The 16,582-nt window shown below is 60.9% G+C and carries 17 protein-coding genes; 10 read left to right on the top strand and 7 right to left on the bottom strand.

Going from position 1 to position 16,582, the window contains the following annotated elements:
- Positions 1-98 precede the first annotated feature (98 nt).
- Both selD and mnmH read left to right on the top strand, forming a co-directional pair.
- A complete protein-coding gene (gene selD, locus AC3ITY_RS23010; RefSeq protein ID WP_489305161.1) occupies positions 99-1,133 on the top strand; it encodes a selenide, water dikinase SelD in 1,035 nt (344 codons plus the stop codon).
- Entirely contained in the window at positions 1,133-2,236 is a 1,104-nt protein-coding gene (gene mnmH, locus AC3ITY_RS23005) for a tRNA 2-selenouridine(34) synthase MnmH (RefSeq protein WP_489305159.1), read from the top strand. The genes selD and mnmH overlap by 1 nt, the downstream gene beginning before the upstream one ends.
- Before the next feature lie 53 nt (positions 2,237-2,289).
- Here the strand turns inward: mnmH and AC3ITY_RS23000 are convergent, their stop codons facing one another.
- Positions 2,290-2,961, bottom strand: a complete 672-nt coding sequence (locus AC3ITY_RS23000; protein WP_489305157.1) for a histidine phosphatase family protein — start codon at positions 2,959-2,961, stop codon at positions 2,290-2,292.
- Between the two features lie 355 nt (positions 2,962-3,316).
- On the opposite strand from AC3ITY_RS23000, the gene AC3ITY_RS22995 reads away from it, so the two are divergent.
- Both AC3ITY_RS22995 and hemB read left to right on the top strand, forming a co-directional pair.
- On the top strand, positions 3,317-4,027 hold the full coding sequence (locus tag AC3ITY_RS22995) for a glutathione S-transferase family protein (RefSeq protein WP_489305155.1): 711 nt from the start codon (positions 3,317-3,319) through the stop codon (positions 4,025-4,027).
- Between the two features lie 38 nt (positions 4,028-4,065).
- Positions 4,066-5,040, top strand: coding sequence for a porphobilinogen synthase (gene hemB / locus AC3ITY_RS22990; protein WP_008021700.1), 975 nt, complete (start codon positions 4,066-4,068; stop codon positions 5,038-5,040).
- A gap of 60 nt (positions 5,041-5,100) precedes the next feature.
- Here hemB and AC3ITY_RS22985 read toward each other — a convergent pair whose 3' ends face one another.
- A complete protein-coding gene (locus tag AC3ITY_RS22985) occupies positions 5,101-6,636 on the bottom strand; it encodes an FAD-dependent oxidoreductase (protein WP_489305154.1) in 1,536 nt (511 codons plus the stop codon).
- 137 nt (positions 6,637-6,773) lie between these two features.
- On the opposite strand from AC3ITY_RS22985, the gene AC3ITY_RS22980 reads away from it, so the two are divergent.
- Positions 6,774-7,865, top strand: coding sequence for a DUF1615 domain-containing protein (locus AC3ITY_RS22980; protein WP_489305153.1), 1,092 nt, complete (start codon positions 6,774-6,776; stop codon positions 7,863-7,865).
- A 77-nt stretch (positions 7,866-7,942) separates the two neighbouring features.
- On the opposite strand, the gene AC3ITY_RS22975 is transcribed toward AC3ITY_RS22980, so the two are convergent.
- Positions 7,943-8,227: a hypothetical protein gene (locus AC3ITY_RS22975; RefSeq protein ID WP_489305152.1), complete on the bottom strand. Its 285-nt coding sequence runs from the start codon at positions 8,225-8,227 to the stop codon at positions 7,943-7,945.
- Between the two features lie 261 nt (positions 8,228-8,488).
- Between AC3ITY_RS22975 and AC3ITY_RS22970 the strand changes: the two genes are divergently transcribed.
- Entirely contained in the window at positions 8,489-9,112 is a 624-nt protein-coding gene (locus AC3ITY_RS22970; RefSeq protein ID WP_489305151.1) for a glutathione S-transferase family protein, read from the top strand.
- A 64-nt stretch (positions 9,113-9,176) separates the two neighbouring features.
- On the opposite strand, the gene AC3ITY_RS22965 is transcribed toward AC3ITY_RS22970, so the two are convergent.
- Positions 9,177-9,617: a CBS domain-containing protein gene (locus AC3ITY_RS22965; RefSeq protein WP_007987990.1), complete on the bottom strand. Its 441-nt coding sequence runs from the start codon at positions 9,615-9,617 to the stop codon at positions 9,177-9,179.
- 236 nt (positions 9,618-9,853) lie between these two features.
- Between AC3ITY_RS22965 and AC3ITY_RS22960 the strand changes: the two genes are divergently transcribed.
- A complete protein-coding gene (locus AC3ITY_RS22960; protein WP_489305150.1) occupies positions 9,854-12,214 on the top strand; it encodes a DNA polymerase II in 2,361 nt (786 codons plus the stop codon).
- On the opposite strand, the gene AC3ITY_RS22955 is transcribed toward AC3ITY_RS22960, so the two are convergent.
- Positions 12,179-12,649: a DUF1810 domain-containing protein gene (locus AC3ITY_RS22955; RefSeq protein WP_489305149.1), complete on the bottom strand. Its 471-nt coding sequence runs from the start codon at positions 12,647-12,649 to the stop codon at positions 12,179-12,181. The genes AC3ITY_RS22960 and AC3ITY_RS22955 overlap by 36 nt on opposite strands.
- Before the next feature lie 25 nt (positions 12,650-12,674).
- Complete coding sequence (locus tag AC3ITY_RS22950; RefSeq protein ID WP_489305148.1) at positions 12,675-13,496, bottom strand: aldo/keto reductase; 822 nt, start codon at positions 13,494-13,496, stop codon at positions 12,675-12,677.
- 219 nt (positions 13,497-13,715) lie between these two features.
- Here AC3ITY_RS22950 and AC3ITY_RS22945 point away from each other — a divergent pair, with 219 nt between their 5' ends.
- Both AC3ITY_RS22945 and AC3ITY_RS22940 read left to right on the top strand, forming a co-directional pair.
- Positions 13,716-14,465, top strand: a complete 750-nt coding sequence (locus AC3ITY_RS22945; RefSeq protein ID WP_489305147.1) for a hypothetical protein — start codon at positions 13,716-13,718, stop codon at positions 14,463-14,465.
- Positions 14,466-14,651: 186 nt separating this feature from the next.
- Positions 14,652-15,437, top strand: coding sequence for a sulfite exporter TauE/SafE family protein (locus AC3ITY_RS22940; protein ID WP_489305146.1), 786 nt, complete (start codon positions 14,652-14,654; stop codon positions 15,435-15,437).
- 20 nt (positions 15,438-15,457) lie between these two features.
- Here AC3ITY_RS22940 and AC3ITY_RS22935 read toward each other — a convergent pair whose 3' ends face one another.
- On the bottom strand, positions 15,458-15,826 hold the full coding sequence (locus tag AC3ITY_RS22935; RefSeq protein WP_489305145.1) for a VOC family protein: 369 nt from the start codon (positions 15,824-15,826) through the stop codon (positions 15,458-15,460).
- A gap of 173 nt (positions 15,827-15,999) precedes the next feature.
- On the opposite strand from AC3ITY_RS22935, the gene AC3ITY_RS22930 reads away from it, so the two are divergent.
- A complete protein-coding gene (locus AC3ITY_RS22930; RefSeq protein ID WP_489305144.1) occupies positions 16,000-16,551 on the top strand; it encodes a DUF4174 domain-containing protein in 552 nt (183 codons plus the stop codon).
- The last annotated feature ends 31 nt before the right edge of the window (positions 16,552-16,582 follow it).

The following is a 16,582-nucleotide window of genomic DNA, read 5'->3' as shown; positions in this document are numbered from 1 at the left end:
TTCCGCCCCCCCGGGGAGATGTTGCCTGCGGCATCTCCTACAAAGAAAAAGGCGCATTTGCTGTAGGATTAGTTACCTAGACTCCAAGAGGTAACCCCATGAGCGAGCCGATTCGCCTGACCCAATACAGCCACGGCGCCGGTTGCGGTTGCAAGATTTCCCCCCAAGTGCTGGAAGTGATCCTGGCCGGCAGCGGGGCGCAGAACCTCGACCCGAAGCTTTGGGTCGGCAATGCCTCGCGCGATGACGCGGCGGTGTATGCCATCGATGAGGAACGCGGCGTGGTCTCGACCACCGACTTTTTCATGCCGATCGTCGACGATCCCTTCGATTTCGGCCGAATTGCCGCCACCAACGCCATAAGCGACATCTACGCCATGGGCGGCGATCCGTTGATGGCGATTGCGATTCTGGGCTGGCCGGTGAACGTGCTGGCGCCGGAAGTTGCCCGGGAAGTGATCCGCGGCGGCCGTGCGGTGTGCGACGCGGCGGGTATTCCGCTGGCAGGCGGGCACTCCATCGACGCACCAGAACCGATCTTTGGCCTGGCTGTCACCGGCCTGGTGGAAAAGCGCCACATGAAGCGCAACGACACCGCCACCGCCGGTTGCCTGCTCTACCTCACCAAGCCCCTGGGCATCGGCATCCTGACCACTGCCGAGAAAAAGGGCAAATTGCGCAACGCCGACATCGGCCTGGCCCGGGACTGGATGTGCACCCTGAACAAACCCGGCAGCCGTTTCGGCAAGCTCGACGGCGTAACCGCGATGACCGACGTCACCGGTTTCGGCCTGCTCGGGCACCTGGTGGAAATGGCCGACGGCAGCCAGCTCACGGCGCGCATTGAATACGACCGCGTACCGCGCTTGCCGGGGGTGGAGTACTACCTGGAACAGGGCTGCGTACCCGGCGGGACACTGCGCAATTTCGACAGCTACGCCAGCAAGCTCGGACGCCTTCAGGAGCTGCACAAACGCGTGCTCTGCGATCCGCAGACCAGCGGTGGCCTGCTGATTGCCGTGACGCCGCAAGGCAACGAGCAATTCCTTTCGGTGGCCGCCGAACTGGGCCTGAGCCTGGAACCGATCGGTGAACTGGTCGAGCGACAGAGCAACGCAGTCGAGGTGTTTTGATGTTCGTCGACTGCACTGATTACCGCGACATCTTCCTCAACGATCGGTCAATGATGGACGCCCGCGCGCCGGTCGAATTCAACAAGGGCGCGTTTCCCGGCGTGATCAACCTGCCGTTGATGAATGACCATGAACGCCAGCGGGTCGGTACCTGCTACAAGCAGCACGGCCAACAAGCGGCCATCGTGCTGGGGCATCAACTGGTGTCGGGCACGGTCAAGGCCGAACGCATCCAGGCTTGGGCCGATTTTGCCCGGGCGCATCCGGATGGCCTTCTGTATTGCTTTCGCGGCGGCCTGCGCTCGCAGATAGTCCAGCAATGGCTCAAGGAGGAGGCCGGCATCGACTATCCACGGGTGGGCGGCGGCTACAAGGCCATGCGCACCTTCCTGCTGGACACCCTCGATCAAGCCGTGACCCAGTGCGATTTCGTCCTGTTGGGCGGGATGACCGGCACCGGCAAAACCGAGGTGCTCACGCAACTGGGCAACGCCGTGGATCTTGAAGGTCATGCCAACCATCGCGGCTCCAGTTTCGGCAAACGCGCCACGGGCCAACCCTCGAATATCGACTTCGAAAACCGCTTGGCCATAGACGTGCTGAAAAAACGCGCCCTGGGCATCGAGCAGTTCGTACTGGAAGACGAAAGCCGTGCGGTGGGCAGTTGTGCGTTGCCATTACCGCTGTACCAGGGTATGCAGCAGTTTCCGATGGTGTGGCTGGAAGACAGCCTGGAAGGTCGGGTCGAGCGGATCCTGCGCGATTATGTGGTGGATCTGTGCGCCGAATTCATTGCCGTGCATGGCGAAGACGGCTTTGCGTTGTTTTCCGAACGCTTGCTGGAAAGCCTGAACAATGTGCAGAAGCGCCTGGGCGGCGAACGTCATCGGCGCATGCTGATTTTGATGGAGGATGCGTTGGCCGAGCAGGCCCGCAGTGGCGCGGTGGATCTGCACCGGGGCTGGATCGAAGGGCTGCTGTGCGAGTACTACGATCCAATGTATGCGTTTCAGCGGGAGAAGAAAGACGCACGGATCGAGTTTGCCGGGGAGCGAGGGGCGGTTCTCGAGTATCTGCGCGAGCGGGGCAGTCAGAAAGGTTGAGGGTGTTTTTGCCGGCCCCATCGCGAGCAGGCCCGATCAAGCAATGCACAACCTCAGGTCGGGCAAGTTACCGAGCCATTGTTCAGCCCTTGTTGATACACGTGGCTCTGCAAACTGGCCTTGCCGTTGTGCCAGGTCAGGGTCAGTACATACAGCGAGTCGTAGTCGCCGGACTCCCAGTCGTCGATGATCTTCGCATCCTTGCCGGTGGCTTCGCCGGCCACCGTGTTGATCAGCTCCGGCAGGTAGCCGTGTGACCAGGCCGTGTAGATGACCGAGTTGTGATACTTGTCCTGGAGCAGTTCATCGGCCAGGTCACTGGTGTCATTGGCGGAAAAATTGATGTTCACCGGCAGGCCCAGCTTGATGGCGCTGGGGCTGATGGTCATCAGGGGGCGGATGTAGCTGTAGGAATTATCGAACTCGCCTTCCTCGACGTTACGGGTCGGGTTGGCCGCGAACACATAGTTGGCCTTGCCGAACTTTTCCGGCAGCAGCGTGGCCAGGTCGATGGCGCGGTTGAGCCCCTGGCAATTGAGCTGGCCCAGGCCTGCGGCGGGTTTTTCCCCGTGGCGCAGGAAGACCAGCGTCTGGGTGCCATCCATCGGTTGGGCGCGACTTGCGCCGGGCTCCAGGGACAGGAACAACGCGCTGACCACCAAGAGGGCGGGCAACAAAAGGTAAGCGCGATGTTTAGAGCGTTTGGCAAAATTGAATAGGTTCATGAGTAAAAGGATCTTCAGCGCAATTCGGTTAAGGCTGACAAAGCTTTACACCACGATTGTCCAGCGTCGGGTGATTTCCATGTCATTGAAGCCGGTCCGTTTCAAAGGAGTGGTGCTCAGAGTCCCCTGAACCCGTTTGGTTCGATTTCGGTCGAGTGCCGGTAACCTTCATGGGTTTGCAGCGAAGGCTATCGACAGGATGTTGCACAAATGTGGACACAATACACCGGATGGTGTTGAAAAAGTGGTGATCTCTTTTGATCTTGCCTATCAGCGAGATTCATGGCTTCAACGGATCGCTGAGCGGATATCTACATTATGATCGTCACTCTCAATGTCTTCGTGGATCCCGCCCATGACCGATTTGTCCGCATTCCCCATCACCCGCAAATGGCCTGCCCAGTATCCCGAGTGGATTCAGCTGTACTCCTTGCCGACCCCCAACGGCGTCAAGGTCTCGATCATGCTCGAAGAGATCGGCCTGCCGTATGAACCTCACCGGGTAGGCTTCGACACCAACGACCAGATGTCCCCGGAATTTCTTTCCCTCAACCCCAACAACAAGATCCCGGCGATCCTCGACCCCCACGGTCCGGACGACCAGCCGTTGGCGCTGTTCGAGTCGGGGGCGATTCTGATCTACCTGGCCGACAAGAGCGGGCAACTGCTGGCCCAGGAATCGGCAGCGCGCTACGAAACGATTCAGTGGCTGATGTTCCAGATGGGCGGGATCGGTCCGATGTTCGGCCAGCTCGGTTTTTTCAACAAATTCGCCGGCAAGGACTACGAAGACAAGCGTCCCCGTGACCGCTACGTCGAGGAAAGCAGACGCCTGCTCAAGGTGCTCGACGGCCGGCTGCAAGGGCGCGACTGGATCATGGGCGAGCGCTACACCATCGCCGACATCGCCACTTTCCCGTGGGTGCGCAACCTGATCGGTTTCTATGAAGCCGGCGATCTGGTGGGCATTCAGAACTTCCCTAACGTGACGCGGGTGCTGGAACGCTTCCTGGCGCGGCCGGCGGTGGTGCGCGGGTTGGAAATCCCGAAACCAATCTCGAATTAAACCTCCTACATCTCGTCCTCTGAAATTCAGGAATACCCATGTCCAGTCAGTTCCCCGAAGCACGCCCCCGCCGTCTGCGCCGCAATGCGAGCCTGCGCAGCCTGTTCCAGGAGACCGAGTTCAGTCTGAACGACCTGGTGCTGCCGATTTTTGTCGAAGAAGAAATCGACGACTTCGTGCCGATCAAAAGCATGCCGGGCGTGATGCGCATTCCCGAGTCGAAACTGGCCGGCGAGATCGAGCGCTACGCCCGTGCCGGGATCAAGTCGGTGATGACCTTCGGCGTATCCCATCACCTGGACAGCAGCGGCAGCGACACCTGGCGCGATGACGGCCTGGTCTCGCGCATGTCGCGCATCGCCAAGGACGCAGTGCCGGAAATGATCGTGATGTCCGACACCTGTTTTTGCGAGTACACCGACCATGGCCATTGCGGCGTGCTGCACAACCATGAAGTGGACAACGACCAGACCCTGATCAACCTCGGCCGGCAAGCCGTCGCGGCGGCCCGTGCCGGTGCCGACGTGATTGCCCCCTCGGCGGCGATGGACGGGCAGGTCCAGGCGATTCGCCGGGCGCTCGATGACGCCGGGTTTACCCAGACGGCGATCATGGCCTATTCGACAAAATTCGCCTCGGCGCTCTATGGCCCGTTCCGCGAGGCGGGTGGCAGTGCGCTCAAGGGCGACCGTAAAAGCTACCAGATGAACCCGATGAACCGCCGCGAAGCGGTGCGCGAATCGTTGCTCGACGAGCAGGAAGGCGCCGATGCGCTGATGGTCAAGCCAGCCGGTGCGTACCTGGACATCATCCGCGACATCCGCGAAGCCTCGCGCCTGCCGCTGTCGGCCTATCAGGTGAGCGGTGAGTACGCGATGATCAAGTTTGCCGCCCAGGCCGGGGCCATCGATGAGGACCGAGTGGTGCGCGAGAGCCTGGGGGCGATCAAACGTGCCGGGGCAGACCTGATCTTTACGTACTTTGCGATGGATCTGGCCTTGGCCGGGATCTGAAAACACCACATTCCCCTGTGGGAGCGAGCAGGCTCGCTCCCACAGGGGAATGTGGTGTTTTCAGGAAGCGCCAAAAAACGGCCGGATCCTGTGATCACGGAAGTACCGTTCGATCACTTTCGGGTCCGAGCAGGTTTCGGCAATCGCCACATAGGTATCGGGCCGCAGCAGATAAAAGCCGTTGCGCCCCAGGCCCGCCGCTTCGAACGCCGGTCGCCAGTCGAACACATGCAGCGGCAAATGGTGCTCGTGGCACCAGGCGATCATCTCGTCGCTGGTGTCGCCATAGACATGCACCTGCCAGGTCAGGCACTTGAGCGACTCGAAATTATCCCCCTCACCGTCATGGGCCCAGGGCAGGCGATCGCCGCCATGCACGTGCCCGGCAACGCCCGTGCTCAACGGCATGCCACGATAATTCAGGGTGATCTGCGACACCGTGCGAAACAGGAACTGGCGGGAGGCTTCGAACGAGGTCATTTTCGGTAACAAGAACGGGGCCAGGCGTGTACGCAGCAAATCGGCAATCGGTCCGTCGGCGGTGACGAAAGTGAAGACCCGGTCGGTGGTCGCCACCAGTTTGCGCGCAAACGCGATGCGCTCGGTTTCATAGGTGTCGAGCAGCCTGGCCTCTGCGCCGCCGCTCAGCACGGCCGCGAGTTTCCAGGCCAGGTTGATGGCATCGCCAATCCCGGTGTTCATGCCCTGGCCGCCCGCCGGGCTGTGCACATGGGCAGCATCACCCAGCAAAAATGCCCGGCCGTTACGGAAGTGATCGGCGACTCGGTGATGCACGCGGTAGGTCGAAAACCAGTTCAGTTGCTCGATCTTCACCTTCATGTGCTCGATGGCCCGGCTGCTGACGTCCTCGAAGCGCAGGGTCTCGGCGTGTTCGGCGCGCTCGTCGCGCACCGTGCCGATCAAGCGCGCGCGACCACTGTCTCCCAGTGGGAACACGGCGAGGAAGTCCGCTTCGTCGAGATCCACATGCAGTTCGCCGTTGAATGTCGGGCCGGTGGCCTGCACGTCGGCGACGTAGAAAATCTGTTGGTAAGTGCCGCCGGGAAACCCGGTATCCAGGGTCTTGCGCACAATCGACCGGGCACCGTCGCACCCGGCCAGGTAACAGGCCTGGCAGGTTTCCTGCTGGCCGTCGGGCAGGTCCAGAGTGGCCGTAATGCCGTCTGCGGTTTGCTCGAACCCTGCCAGTTCAGTGTTGCGTTCCACCGTGATACCGAAGGCTTCCAGGCGCTCGATCAGCAGCCGTTCGTGTTCGTCCTGCGGGAAAATCTCGAGAAACGAATAGGGCGTCAGGCCTTCACCGATTTGAGACAGGGGCAGGCGCGCCACGGGCTCACCCTTGACCCAGAAGTTGCCGGCCTTTACTTGATGGCCGTGTTGCACCACGGCGTCGTCCAGTCCGAGCTGGCGATACAACTCCAGCGTCCGTGCCTGGACGGCCAGCGCCCGGGAGGTGGTGCCGGGGGCCGAGGTTTTGTCGACGATCCGCACGCGAACCCCCAGTTTGCTCAGCCACAACGCCAGGACCAGCCCGGTCGGGCCGGCGCCGATGATCAACACATCGCTGCGGTGCATGAGCCTGTCCTCCTCGCTGTGTGAATCAAGTATGGTCCAGTCGGGGAGGGCGGCAACCGTCGGACTGCCACGGACGTAGCCGCTGACCTGCCATTGGTCGTATGGTTGGCCCGGACAAACGGATTAGATGGAACGACATGCAAATCAGATTGATCACAAGCGTCGCCGTGTTGCTGGTATTGGCCGGTTGCGGCAGCCAACGGACCCAGGAACCGGTGGCGCGCAGTCCGGCCGAAGTGAAGGCCGAGATTGTACGTTTGCTGCCGGCCAAGGCTGCCGATCCCCAGGGTTGGGCCACGGATATCCAGGTGGCGTTTACCGCGCAAGACATCTCGCCGACCACGCAAAACCTGTGCTCGGTGCTGGCCGTGACCGAACAGGAGTCGACCTTTCAGGTCGATCCGGGCGTACCGGGCCTGGGCAAGATCGCCCGCGACGAGATCGACCGTCGCGCCGCCAAGGCACACATTCCCGGCCTGCTGGTGAGCGGTGCGTTAATGCTCGATTCGCCCAACGGTAAAAGCTATAGCGACCGCCTGAGTGCCGCGCGCAGTGAAAAGGAACTGAGCGCCATTTTCGACGACTTCATCGACATGGTACCGATGGGAAAAAAACTGTTCGGCGGCTTCAATCCGGTGCATACCGGCGGGCCGATGCAGGTCGGCATTGATTTTGCCGAACAGCAGGCCAAGGGCTATCCGTACCCGGTGCAGGGCTCGATTCGTCATGAAGTGTTTACCCGGCGCGGCGGCATGTATTTCGGCATCGCGCATCTGCTTGGGTACCCGGTGAGCTACCCGCAGCCGCTGTATCGTTTTGCGGACTTCAACGCGGGTTGGTACGCCAGCCGTAACGCCGCGTTTCAGAACGCGGTGAGCCGGGCTTCCGGTATCCCGTTGGCGCTGGATGGCGACCTGGTGCGCTACGGTTCGATCATGCCCGGCACCACGGAACTGGCCGTGCGCACCCTCGGCAAGCAACTGGACATGCGCAATCCGACGATCCGGGAGCAACTGGAGGAGGGGAAAACCCTGGCGTTCGAAGACAGCAAACTCTATCGGCGGGTTTTCGAACTGGCCGAACGGGCCGAGGGCCGGCCGTTGCCCCGTGAAGTGTTGCCCGGGATCGTGCTGCAAAGCCCGAAAATCACCCGCAAACTCACCACCGCGTGGTTCGCCAAACGGGTCGATGAGCGTTACCAGCGCTGCATGGTGCGGGCCGGGAAGTAATCGCGGCGCAAAAAAAGCATAAAAAACCCGGCGGGTGAGGCCAGGTTTTCATTGAGTCCTGCGGTAAAGCACTGCATTCAGACGGCGCGGCTTTCGATCAGACGGTCCGAGCCGCCTTCAGCGACGCGGTTTTGCAGGAGCTTGTCGGAGCCGCCTTCAGCGACGCGGTTTTGCAGCAGTTTGTCGGAGCCACCTTCGGCAACACGTTTTTCCAGCAGGCGATCGGAACCACCCTCGGCCACACGGCTTTCAATCAGACGATCCGAGCCGCCTTCAGCGACCACAGGTTGAGCAGAGGTGGCGGCAAAAGCGTTAACTGCGAAAACCGAGAAAGCGATGCTGAGGAGGGTCTGGCGTTTCATGATGGTGTGCTCCGGGGTGCTTATGGGTTGGTATGGAGCAGATGTTACGCCGGGGATTTTTTATGAGAACTTCATTGAGGAGATAGTGAACATCGACGGTAATGATAGGACCCGCGCAGTGCCCCTTGTGGGCGTGATGGTGCGATCGTCGGATGGCCGCTGTGTGGCGGGCAGTGGCTTCTACACTGGATAGCTGGCGCGTTCCTCTGCCGGGACGATTGATGAGGCACTGCAGAGATCGCGGTGTGAAAGGAGACGTTTATGTACCAGCTCTACGGTTATCAGAACTCCGGGGCGGCGGCCATCGAAGCTGCCCTTGAACTCTGTGATATTCCTTATCGCTTCATCGATGTCGAGGCATCCGCGGAGGCGGCCCAGGCGCTGGAGAAACTCAATCCGCTCAAACAGATTCCGACCTTGCAGCTACCCGATGGCGGCGTCCTGACCGAGAGTGCGGCGATCCTGATTCACCTCGGTCTGTCCTTTCCCGCATCGGGATTGTTGCCGCAGGATCCGGCCGAGCGGGCCCAGGCCATTCGCGGCATGGCGTACATCGTCAGCAATTGTTATGCGGCCATCGGCATCATTGATTACCCCGAACGCTGGCTGGCCGAGGCGGATGAGTCGTCCAGGCAGAACCTCATGGAGGGCGCCCGCCGGCGCCTGCACTGGAGCTGGGAGGTGTTTGCCGATCAGTTCTCGGGCGAGTTGTATCTGGGCAGCGAGAAGCCAGGGGCCCTGGATGTGCTGGCGGCGGTGATCTCGCGATGGGCGGGCAGTCGGGAACATTTGCGCAATGCCCGGCCAGGTTTTTTCGCCTGGCTGGAACGCATCGACCGCCACCCGGCGCTGGCGCCGGTGTTCGCCCGGCATTGGCCAGCCTGAAAACCCTGAAAGCCAAATGTGGGAGCGAGCCTGCTCCCACAGGAGGAAAGCAAGGTGTCCGGATTTATTCCCCGCGAATGTACTGTTCCAGCTGCTTGATCAGTTCCGCCTGTTCGGCAATCGCTTCCTTGACCAGGTCACCGATCGACAGCAGGCCGATCAGTTTGCCGCCTTCGACCACCGGCAAGTGACGCAGACGTCTATCGGACATGATGCCCAGGCAGGTCTCCACGGTTTGATGGGTGTCGACGGTAATCACCGGTGACACCATGATGTCGCGCACCGGCGTGCCTACCGAAGAGCGGCCGTGCAGCACCAGTTTTCGCGCGTAGTCCCGTTCGCTGATGATGCCCAGCACTTCATCATTCTCCACCACCAGCAAGGCGCCGACGTTTTTCTCGGCCATCTTCATCAGTGCTTCGAGCACCATGTGGTCGGGTTTGATCTGGTGCACTTCCTGATTTTTCTGATCTTTGAGCTTGAGCAGTTGGGCGACGGTTTTCATGGTGGTTACTCGGGTGTTGTCGTTGTTCTTGAAGAATCGTAGACGCGAGCGTTCAGGGCAAGGGCGAATGCGGCAGATAACACGCAAAAAACGTCATTCAGCGGTTTTTCTTCGGCAAACCCCTCATTTAAGGCCAGCAAGCTACCTGTGTCTGCCTGACAGGCCTGCGGCAAACGCGCTATCGCGACTGATGACGGGTAGAATCACCCTCTGAATCAGTTTCGAGGTTTGCAGTGGTGGATCTACAGCAGGGCTTCGTCCTGACCCGGCATTGGCGCGACACCCCGGCCGGTACGGAAGTCGAATTCTGGCTGGCGACCGACAGCGGTCCCCGGCGTATCCGCCTGCCTCATCAACCGTCGGTGGCGTTCATCCCCGCTGCGCAGCGTCAGCCCGCCGAAAGTATTTTGCATGACGAGAAGAACGTCGAGCTCAAGCCCCTGGCCCTGCAGGATTTCGAACATCGTCCGGTCCTCGGTCTCTATTGCCAGCAACACGGCCAGTTGATGCGCCTGGAAACCGCGCTGCGCCGGGCCGGTGTCGAGGTGTTCGAAGCCGACGTGCGCCCGCCGGAACGCTACATGATGGAACGCTTCATCACCGCGCCGGTGCGCTTCAGTGGCACGTCGAATACCGAGGGCCTGCTGCTCGACGCCCAGATGAAACCCGATCCGGACTACCGGCCGAGCCTCAAACTGGTGTCCCTGGACATCGAGACCACCGCCCAGGGCGAGTTGTATTCCATCGCCCTGGAAGGCTGCGGCGAGCGTCAGGTGTACATGCTCGGTCCGCCCAATGGCGACGCCAGCCAGGTGGATTTCCAGCTCGAATACTGCGATTCGCGGACCCTGTTGCTGAAAAAGCTCAACGACTGGTTTGCCCGGTTCGACCCCGACGCGATCATCGGCTGGAACGTCGTGCAGTTCGACTTGCGGGTGCTCCACGAACACGCCCGACGCCTGGCCGTACCGTTGAAGCTGGGGCGTGGCGGCGAGGAAATGCAGTGGCGTGAACACGGCAGCGGCAACCATTACTTCGCTTCAGCCGCTGGCCGCTTGATCATCGACGGTATCGAGGCCCTGCGTTCGGCGACCTGGAGTTTCCCCTCGTTCAGCCTGGAAAACGTCGCGCAAACCTTGCTCGGCGAGGGCAAGTCCATCGACAACCCGTACCAGCGCATGGACGAAATCAATCGCATGTTCGCCGAGGACAAACCGGCGCTGGCCAAATACAACCTCAAGGATTGCGAACTGGTCACGCGGATTTTCGCCAGGACCGAGCTGCTCACCTTCCTGCTGGAGCGAGCCAGCGTCACCGGTTTGCCAGCCGATCGTATGGGCGGTTCGGTGGCGGCGTTCACGCACCTGTACATGCCGCTGATGCACCGTCAGGGTTTCGTTGCGCCGAACCTCGGTGGCAAGCCACCCGAAGCCAGCCCCGGCGGTTTTGTCATGGATTCGCAACCGGGACTGTACGAATCGGTGCTGGTGCTCGACTACAAAAGCCTCTACCCGTCGATCATCCGCACCTTCCTGATTGATCCAGTGGGGCTGATTGAAGGGCTCAAGCACCCGGACGATAGCGAGTCGGTGCCGGGTTTTCGTGGCGCGCGCTTTTCCCGCACCCGGCATTGCCTGCCATCCATCGTCGCCCGGGTGGCCGAAGGCCGGGAAACCGCCAAGCGCGAACACAACGCACCGCTGTCCCAGGCGCTGAAGATCATCATGAACGCCTTCTACGGTGTGCTCGGCTCCAGCGGTTGTCGCTTCTTCGACACGCGCCTGGCGTCGTCCATCACCTTGCGCGGGCACGAAATCATGCTGCGCACCCGCCAGTTGATCGAGGCCCAGGGGCACGCGGTGATTTACGGCGACACCGACTCGACCTTCGTCTGGCTGCGTCGCGCCCATGGCCAGCAGGAGGCGGCGCAGATCGGCCATGCGCTGGTGGCGCACGTCAATCAGTGGTGGCGCGAGCACGTGCAGCAGGAGTACGGCTTGCAAAGCGTTCTCGAATTGCAGTTCGAAACCCACTACAAGCGCTTTTTGATGCCGACCATTCGCGGCGCCGAAGAAGGCAGTAAAAAGCGCTACGCCGGGCTGGTCACCCGGGACGACGGCAGCGACGAAATGGTCTACAAAGGCCTGGAAACCGTGCGCACCGACTGGTCGCTGCTGGCCCGGCAATTCCAGCAAGAGCTGTATTCGCGGATCTTCCTGCGCAAGCCCTATCAGGATTATGTGCGTGACTACGTGCGCAAGACCCTGGCCGGCGAATTCGATGACCGGCTGATCTACCGCAAACGCCTGCGCCGCACCCTCGATGACTATCAGCGCAACGTACCGCCCCATGTGCGCGCGGCGCGCCTGGCCGACGAGTACAACGACCGGCAGGGGCGCCCGCGCCAGTACCAGAACGGCGGCTGGATCAGCTACGTGATCACCGTCGCCGGCCCTGAGCCGCTGGAAGTGCGCAGCGCGCCCATCGATTACGACCACTACATCACCCGGCAGCTGCAACCGGTGGCGGACGCGATACTGCCGTTTGTCGACGACGACTTCTCAACCCTGATTGGGGGGCAACTGGGCCTGTTTTGAGTCCATCAGCGACAAGGTCCAGTCATCCAGGATGCCGTGGAAGTATTGGTTCAGGGCTTGCTGGAAAAGACTGTCGGCGTCGGCGACCTGGGCAAACAGAGTCATCGAGGAATGAAACTTCAGGTCATCGGGATGGCCGAAAATCCCCGCTACCGAGCTCTCCCGGATATTCAGTACCTCCTGGGTGCAGGTGCGCAGCCGGGCGCCCAGCAACGGATGCTCAAGGTAGGCCAGGGCTTCCTCCCGCGAGCGGATGGCAAAGCGGCGCGACATCTCGCTGCCGCCGAGCCCGGCAAACTGGGGAAAAATGAACCACATCCAGTGACTGCGCTTGTGTCCGTTGTTCAGCTCGTTTTGAACCCGGTCGAATACCGGTTCCTGAGCCTGGAGAAAGCGTTGCAGATTGAACGGGTCCAGGTGGTCGGTGCTTCTCATGGCGAAGCTCTCTGACTGCGGTGGTTCAGACCATGGCCAGCCGCTGTTTGCGTTGTGGCGCGTTAAACGCTTGGTCCAGCGCCTCCAGATCCCCAGGCTCGAGCTGCAACGTGGCGGCTTGGGCATTGAGGTGTACATGTTCGAGTCGGACCGCCTTGGGGATGGCGATCACTCCCTCCTGGCGCAGTATCCAGGCCAGCGCCACCTGTGCCGTCGTGGCGCTGTGCCGGGCGGCCACCTGCTTGAGCGTGGCGTCGAAGAGCATTTTACCGCCCTGGCCAATCGGGCAGTAAGCCATGACCGGCAACCGCCGTTGCTGGCTCCAGGGCAGTAAATCAAATTCTATGCCCCGTTGTTCGAGGTTGTAGAGCACCTGATTGGTGGCGCAGGCCGGGGCGTCCAGTTCCAGCAGGTCGTCGAGGTCGAAGTTGGATACGCCCCAACGGCCGATCTTGCCGGCTTCGCGCAGGCGCTCGAAGGCGTCGACGGTTTCTTCCAGGGGATACTGGCCGCGCCAGTGCAGCAGATACAGATCGATGTAATCGGTGCCAAGCCTGCGCAGGCTTCGCTCGCAAGCCAGGGGAATGCCCTGGCGACTGGCGTTGTGCGGGTACACCTTGCTGACCAGAAAGACGCTGTCGCGCTGGCCGGCGATGGCATCGCGGACCACTTCCTCGGCGCCGCCTTCGGCGTACATTTCAGCGGTGTCGATCAGGCTCATGCCCAGTTCGATGCCCAGGCGCAGTGCCGCGACTTCCTCCGTGTGCCGTGAACGGTCTTCGCCCATCTGCCAGGTCCCCTGGCCGATAACCGGGACCCTGGCGCCAGCCAGTTCAAGCGTACGCATGCAAACCTCCTCGAAGAATGCCGATGGCTAATTCAGTGGGCAGCAGAATAGTCCATTGGTTTCCCCGCAGGGGGTACGGCAGGCTGCGAACTCTTGAGTTGCACCTTGCCGGTGATCGATTGCTCTGTGCCGATACTGCACTTTTTCGAAATGTCCGGCTCTATCCATGGCAGCCTGCGGCGATCCCCACCGTCGGCCCATGCCCAAGTTCAAGAACCCATGGCTCGAGTTTCACCCGCGATCAGCACAAAAATCCGCCGTCATTGCCTGCTGCTGGCAGGTCTTTCGATGTTCTTCGTTACCGGTTGCAGCCAGCAGCAGGGCGGCGACACCATCACCCAGATGCGCGAAGGCAAACCCCAGGAGTTCCTGCAAACCAGCGTCGACCGCATGGCAACCCTGACCATGCGCGACAACCTCAACAGTCTTTACCTGTTGATGAGCAAGCTCTACCTGCGTAACCCCTATGAGCTGAAAAAGTCCGGTTTCCTCGATGCCCGCACCGCCGGCAAGCAAGTGCGCATGGCCATCGAGCAGCAGCAACCGCTGCCCACCCTCGGCGGCAAAAAGGACCTCGCGGCCCTGCGTTTTGCCATGAGCCCTGAATTTCTCGGCGATCGGGTCGGGGCGTTCATCTATGCCATCGGCAGCATGCTGGTGACCGCCCATGGCAATCGCCTCGAGTTCTACATGACCGATACGATCAACCCTATCTTCGTCAGCAATGCCGCGCGCAACATCGAGATCGCCACCTGGATGCTCAGCCAGCGACAGAACAAAGAGGGCCAGCCCTTGCTGTTCTCCAATGAAATCTCGGAGGAGGGTAGCAACCTGACCTTTGCCGTCGAGTTCGGCAAGATCGTCGCCCGGCTGGACCTGCTGACCCAGATGCTCGACGAGCGCTACCGGCGCATCGGCCTGAACTATGCCCAGAGCCTGCTGTTCCTGAATTTCCTGCCGGTGCAGTGAATCCTGTAGGAGCGAGCTTGCTCGCGATGACTGACTTTCAATCACATCAATACCGGATGTGCTGACGCTTTCGCGAGCAAGCTCGCTCCTACAGGCATAAAGATAGATCGCATCGATATAACTGGTTATAAGAAATATCGCTATGCTGCGGGCCAGATTTCCCTTGCGATCTTTGTGGACGTATTCATGGATTTAGTGAACATCGGGTTGGTCGTTGCCGGGCTGGTTGTCGGCTTCATCGTCGGCATGACTGGCGTGGGTGGCGGGTCGCTCATGACGCCGATCCTGCTAGGGTTCGGCATCAACCCGGCGACGGCGGTCGGTACCGATCTGTTGTACGCCGCCATCACCAAATCCAGCGGTGTACTGGTTCACCGCAAGAACAACAACATCGACTGGGCGATTACCGGCTGGTTGACCTTAGGCAGCGTGCCTGCGGTGGCGTTGACGCTGTGGTTTCTCAGCACCCTGCACAGCGCCCCCGAGGCGATGAACGCGATCATCAAGCAGGCCCTCGGTTTTGTACTGTTTGCCACAGCACTGGCGATCCTGTTCAAGAAGCGCCTGCTCGACTTCGCCCACAAACGTGCGGGCGGCAACTACAACCCCAGCGGAGTGCGCCTGAACGTGATGACGGTCATCACCGGGCTGGTCCTTGGCACCATGGTCGCGCTGACGTCCATCGGCGCCGGTGCACTGGGCACCGTGGCACTGTTCATTCTCTATCCGATGCTGCCGACCCGCCGCCTGGTGGGGACTGAAATCGCCCATGCCGTGCCACTGACCCTGGTCGCGGGCCTTGGCCATGCCAGCATGGGCAACATGGATTGGCACGTCCTGGGTTACTTGCTGGTGGGCTCGTTGCCGGGGATTTACCTGGGCAGCCACCTGACCGGGCGCATCTCCGACGAACTGCTGCGCCCTTGCCTGGCGACCATGCTGTTGTTGATCGGCTACAAACTGGCGTTCTGATTCAAGCCGCCACGCCAGCTTCATTCGCGGGTGAATATTTCCAGCAGATGCCCGTCCGGGTCATCGAAATACACCCGCCGTCCTCCCGCGTAATCATTGATCTCCCTCAGTCGCTGCTTGCCCGGGTCGGCCCACCACGGCTGACCGTTGGCTTGCAGGCGTGCGAAGGCCGCATCGAAATCCTCGTCGCCCAGCAAAAATGCGTAGTGCTGAGACGCTATCGGCGGGTCGTTGTCGTAGAAATCCAGTGACACGCCGTTATCCAGTTTGACGATCAGCATGGGCCCGAAGGGCTGCGGGGCGGGCAGGCCAAGGAGGCTGGCCAGGAAATTCGCCGAAACCTGCTTGTCCCGGCACCAGACGATGGTGTGATTCAACTGAGTGCTCATGGGCAAGTCCTCACGACGGATCAGGCGGGTTGTCATGAGTCTTCAGATTAGCCCAGCCTGTTGCGCAATGACCGCCCTGACCTAAGCTTGGGACAAGGCGAAAAATATTTGCGGTACGTCGATCGCCGCGATGCGCAATCATTAGAGCGTGGATATCACAAAAGGAGATGCGCATGCTCATCAGGTCACTGACCCTGGCTACCTTGCTGGCGATTGCCGGCACCTCGTTCGCCGCCGATGGCGACTCACCGTTGGACATGGACAAGGGCAGGGCTCGGCCACTGATTGTCATCGCTCCGAGCACGGTTGATCCGATCTGGGTCAGCCTGAAAAAGTCCCTGGATGAGCCGGCCAATCGCAAGGGTTTCACCGACCGCAACATGGTGCTCTACACCGTACTCAATCTGATGGGCCAGCGCGACGGCAAAGACATCGGGCCACAAGACACGGCGGCGCTGATCCGCTCGCTCAAGCTGGGTGCCGGCGCCAAGACCAAGGTGATTCTGGTCGGCAAGGACGGCGAAAAGAAACTTGAACAATCGGACGCCATCAAGCTGGACGAGATTTTCAGCGCTGTCGATCAGTTGCCGGCGGCCGAGAAAGAATTTACAGCGACCGTGGCTGCTCCCGTCGCTGAAGCCGAGCCGGCGGCTAAAGGCACCAAAGGTACAAAACCTGGCAAACCGGCCAAGCCCACCAAACCGCCAGAAATGCCGGATGATTGATTCTTGTTGCAGCGAGCACAGCCTGTGTTCG

Source organism: Pseudomonas sp. GL_091 (assembly GCF_057837725.1).
Note: the sequence above shows the minus strand (reverse complement) of the source record. Positions and strands in the feature narration are given on the sequence as shown.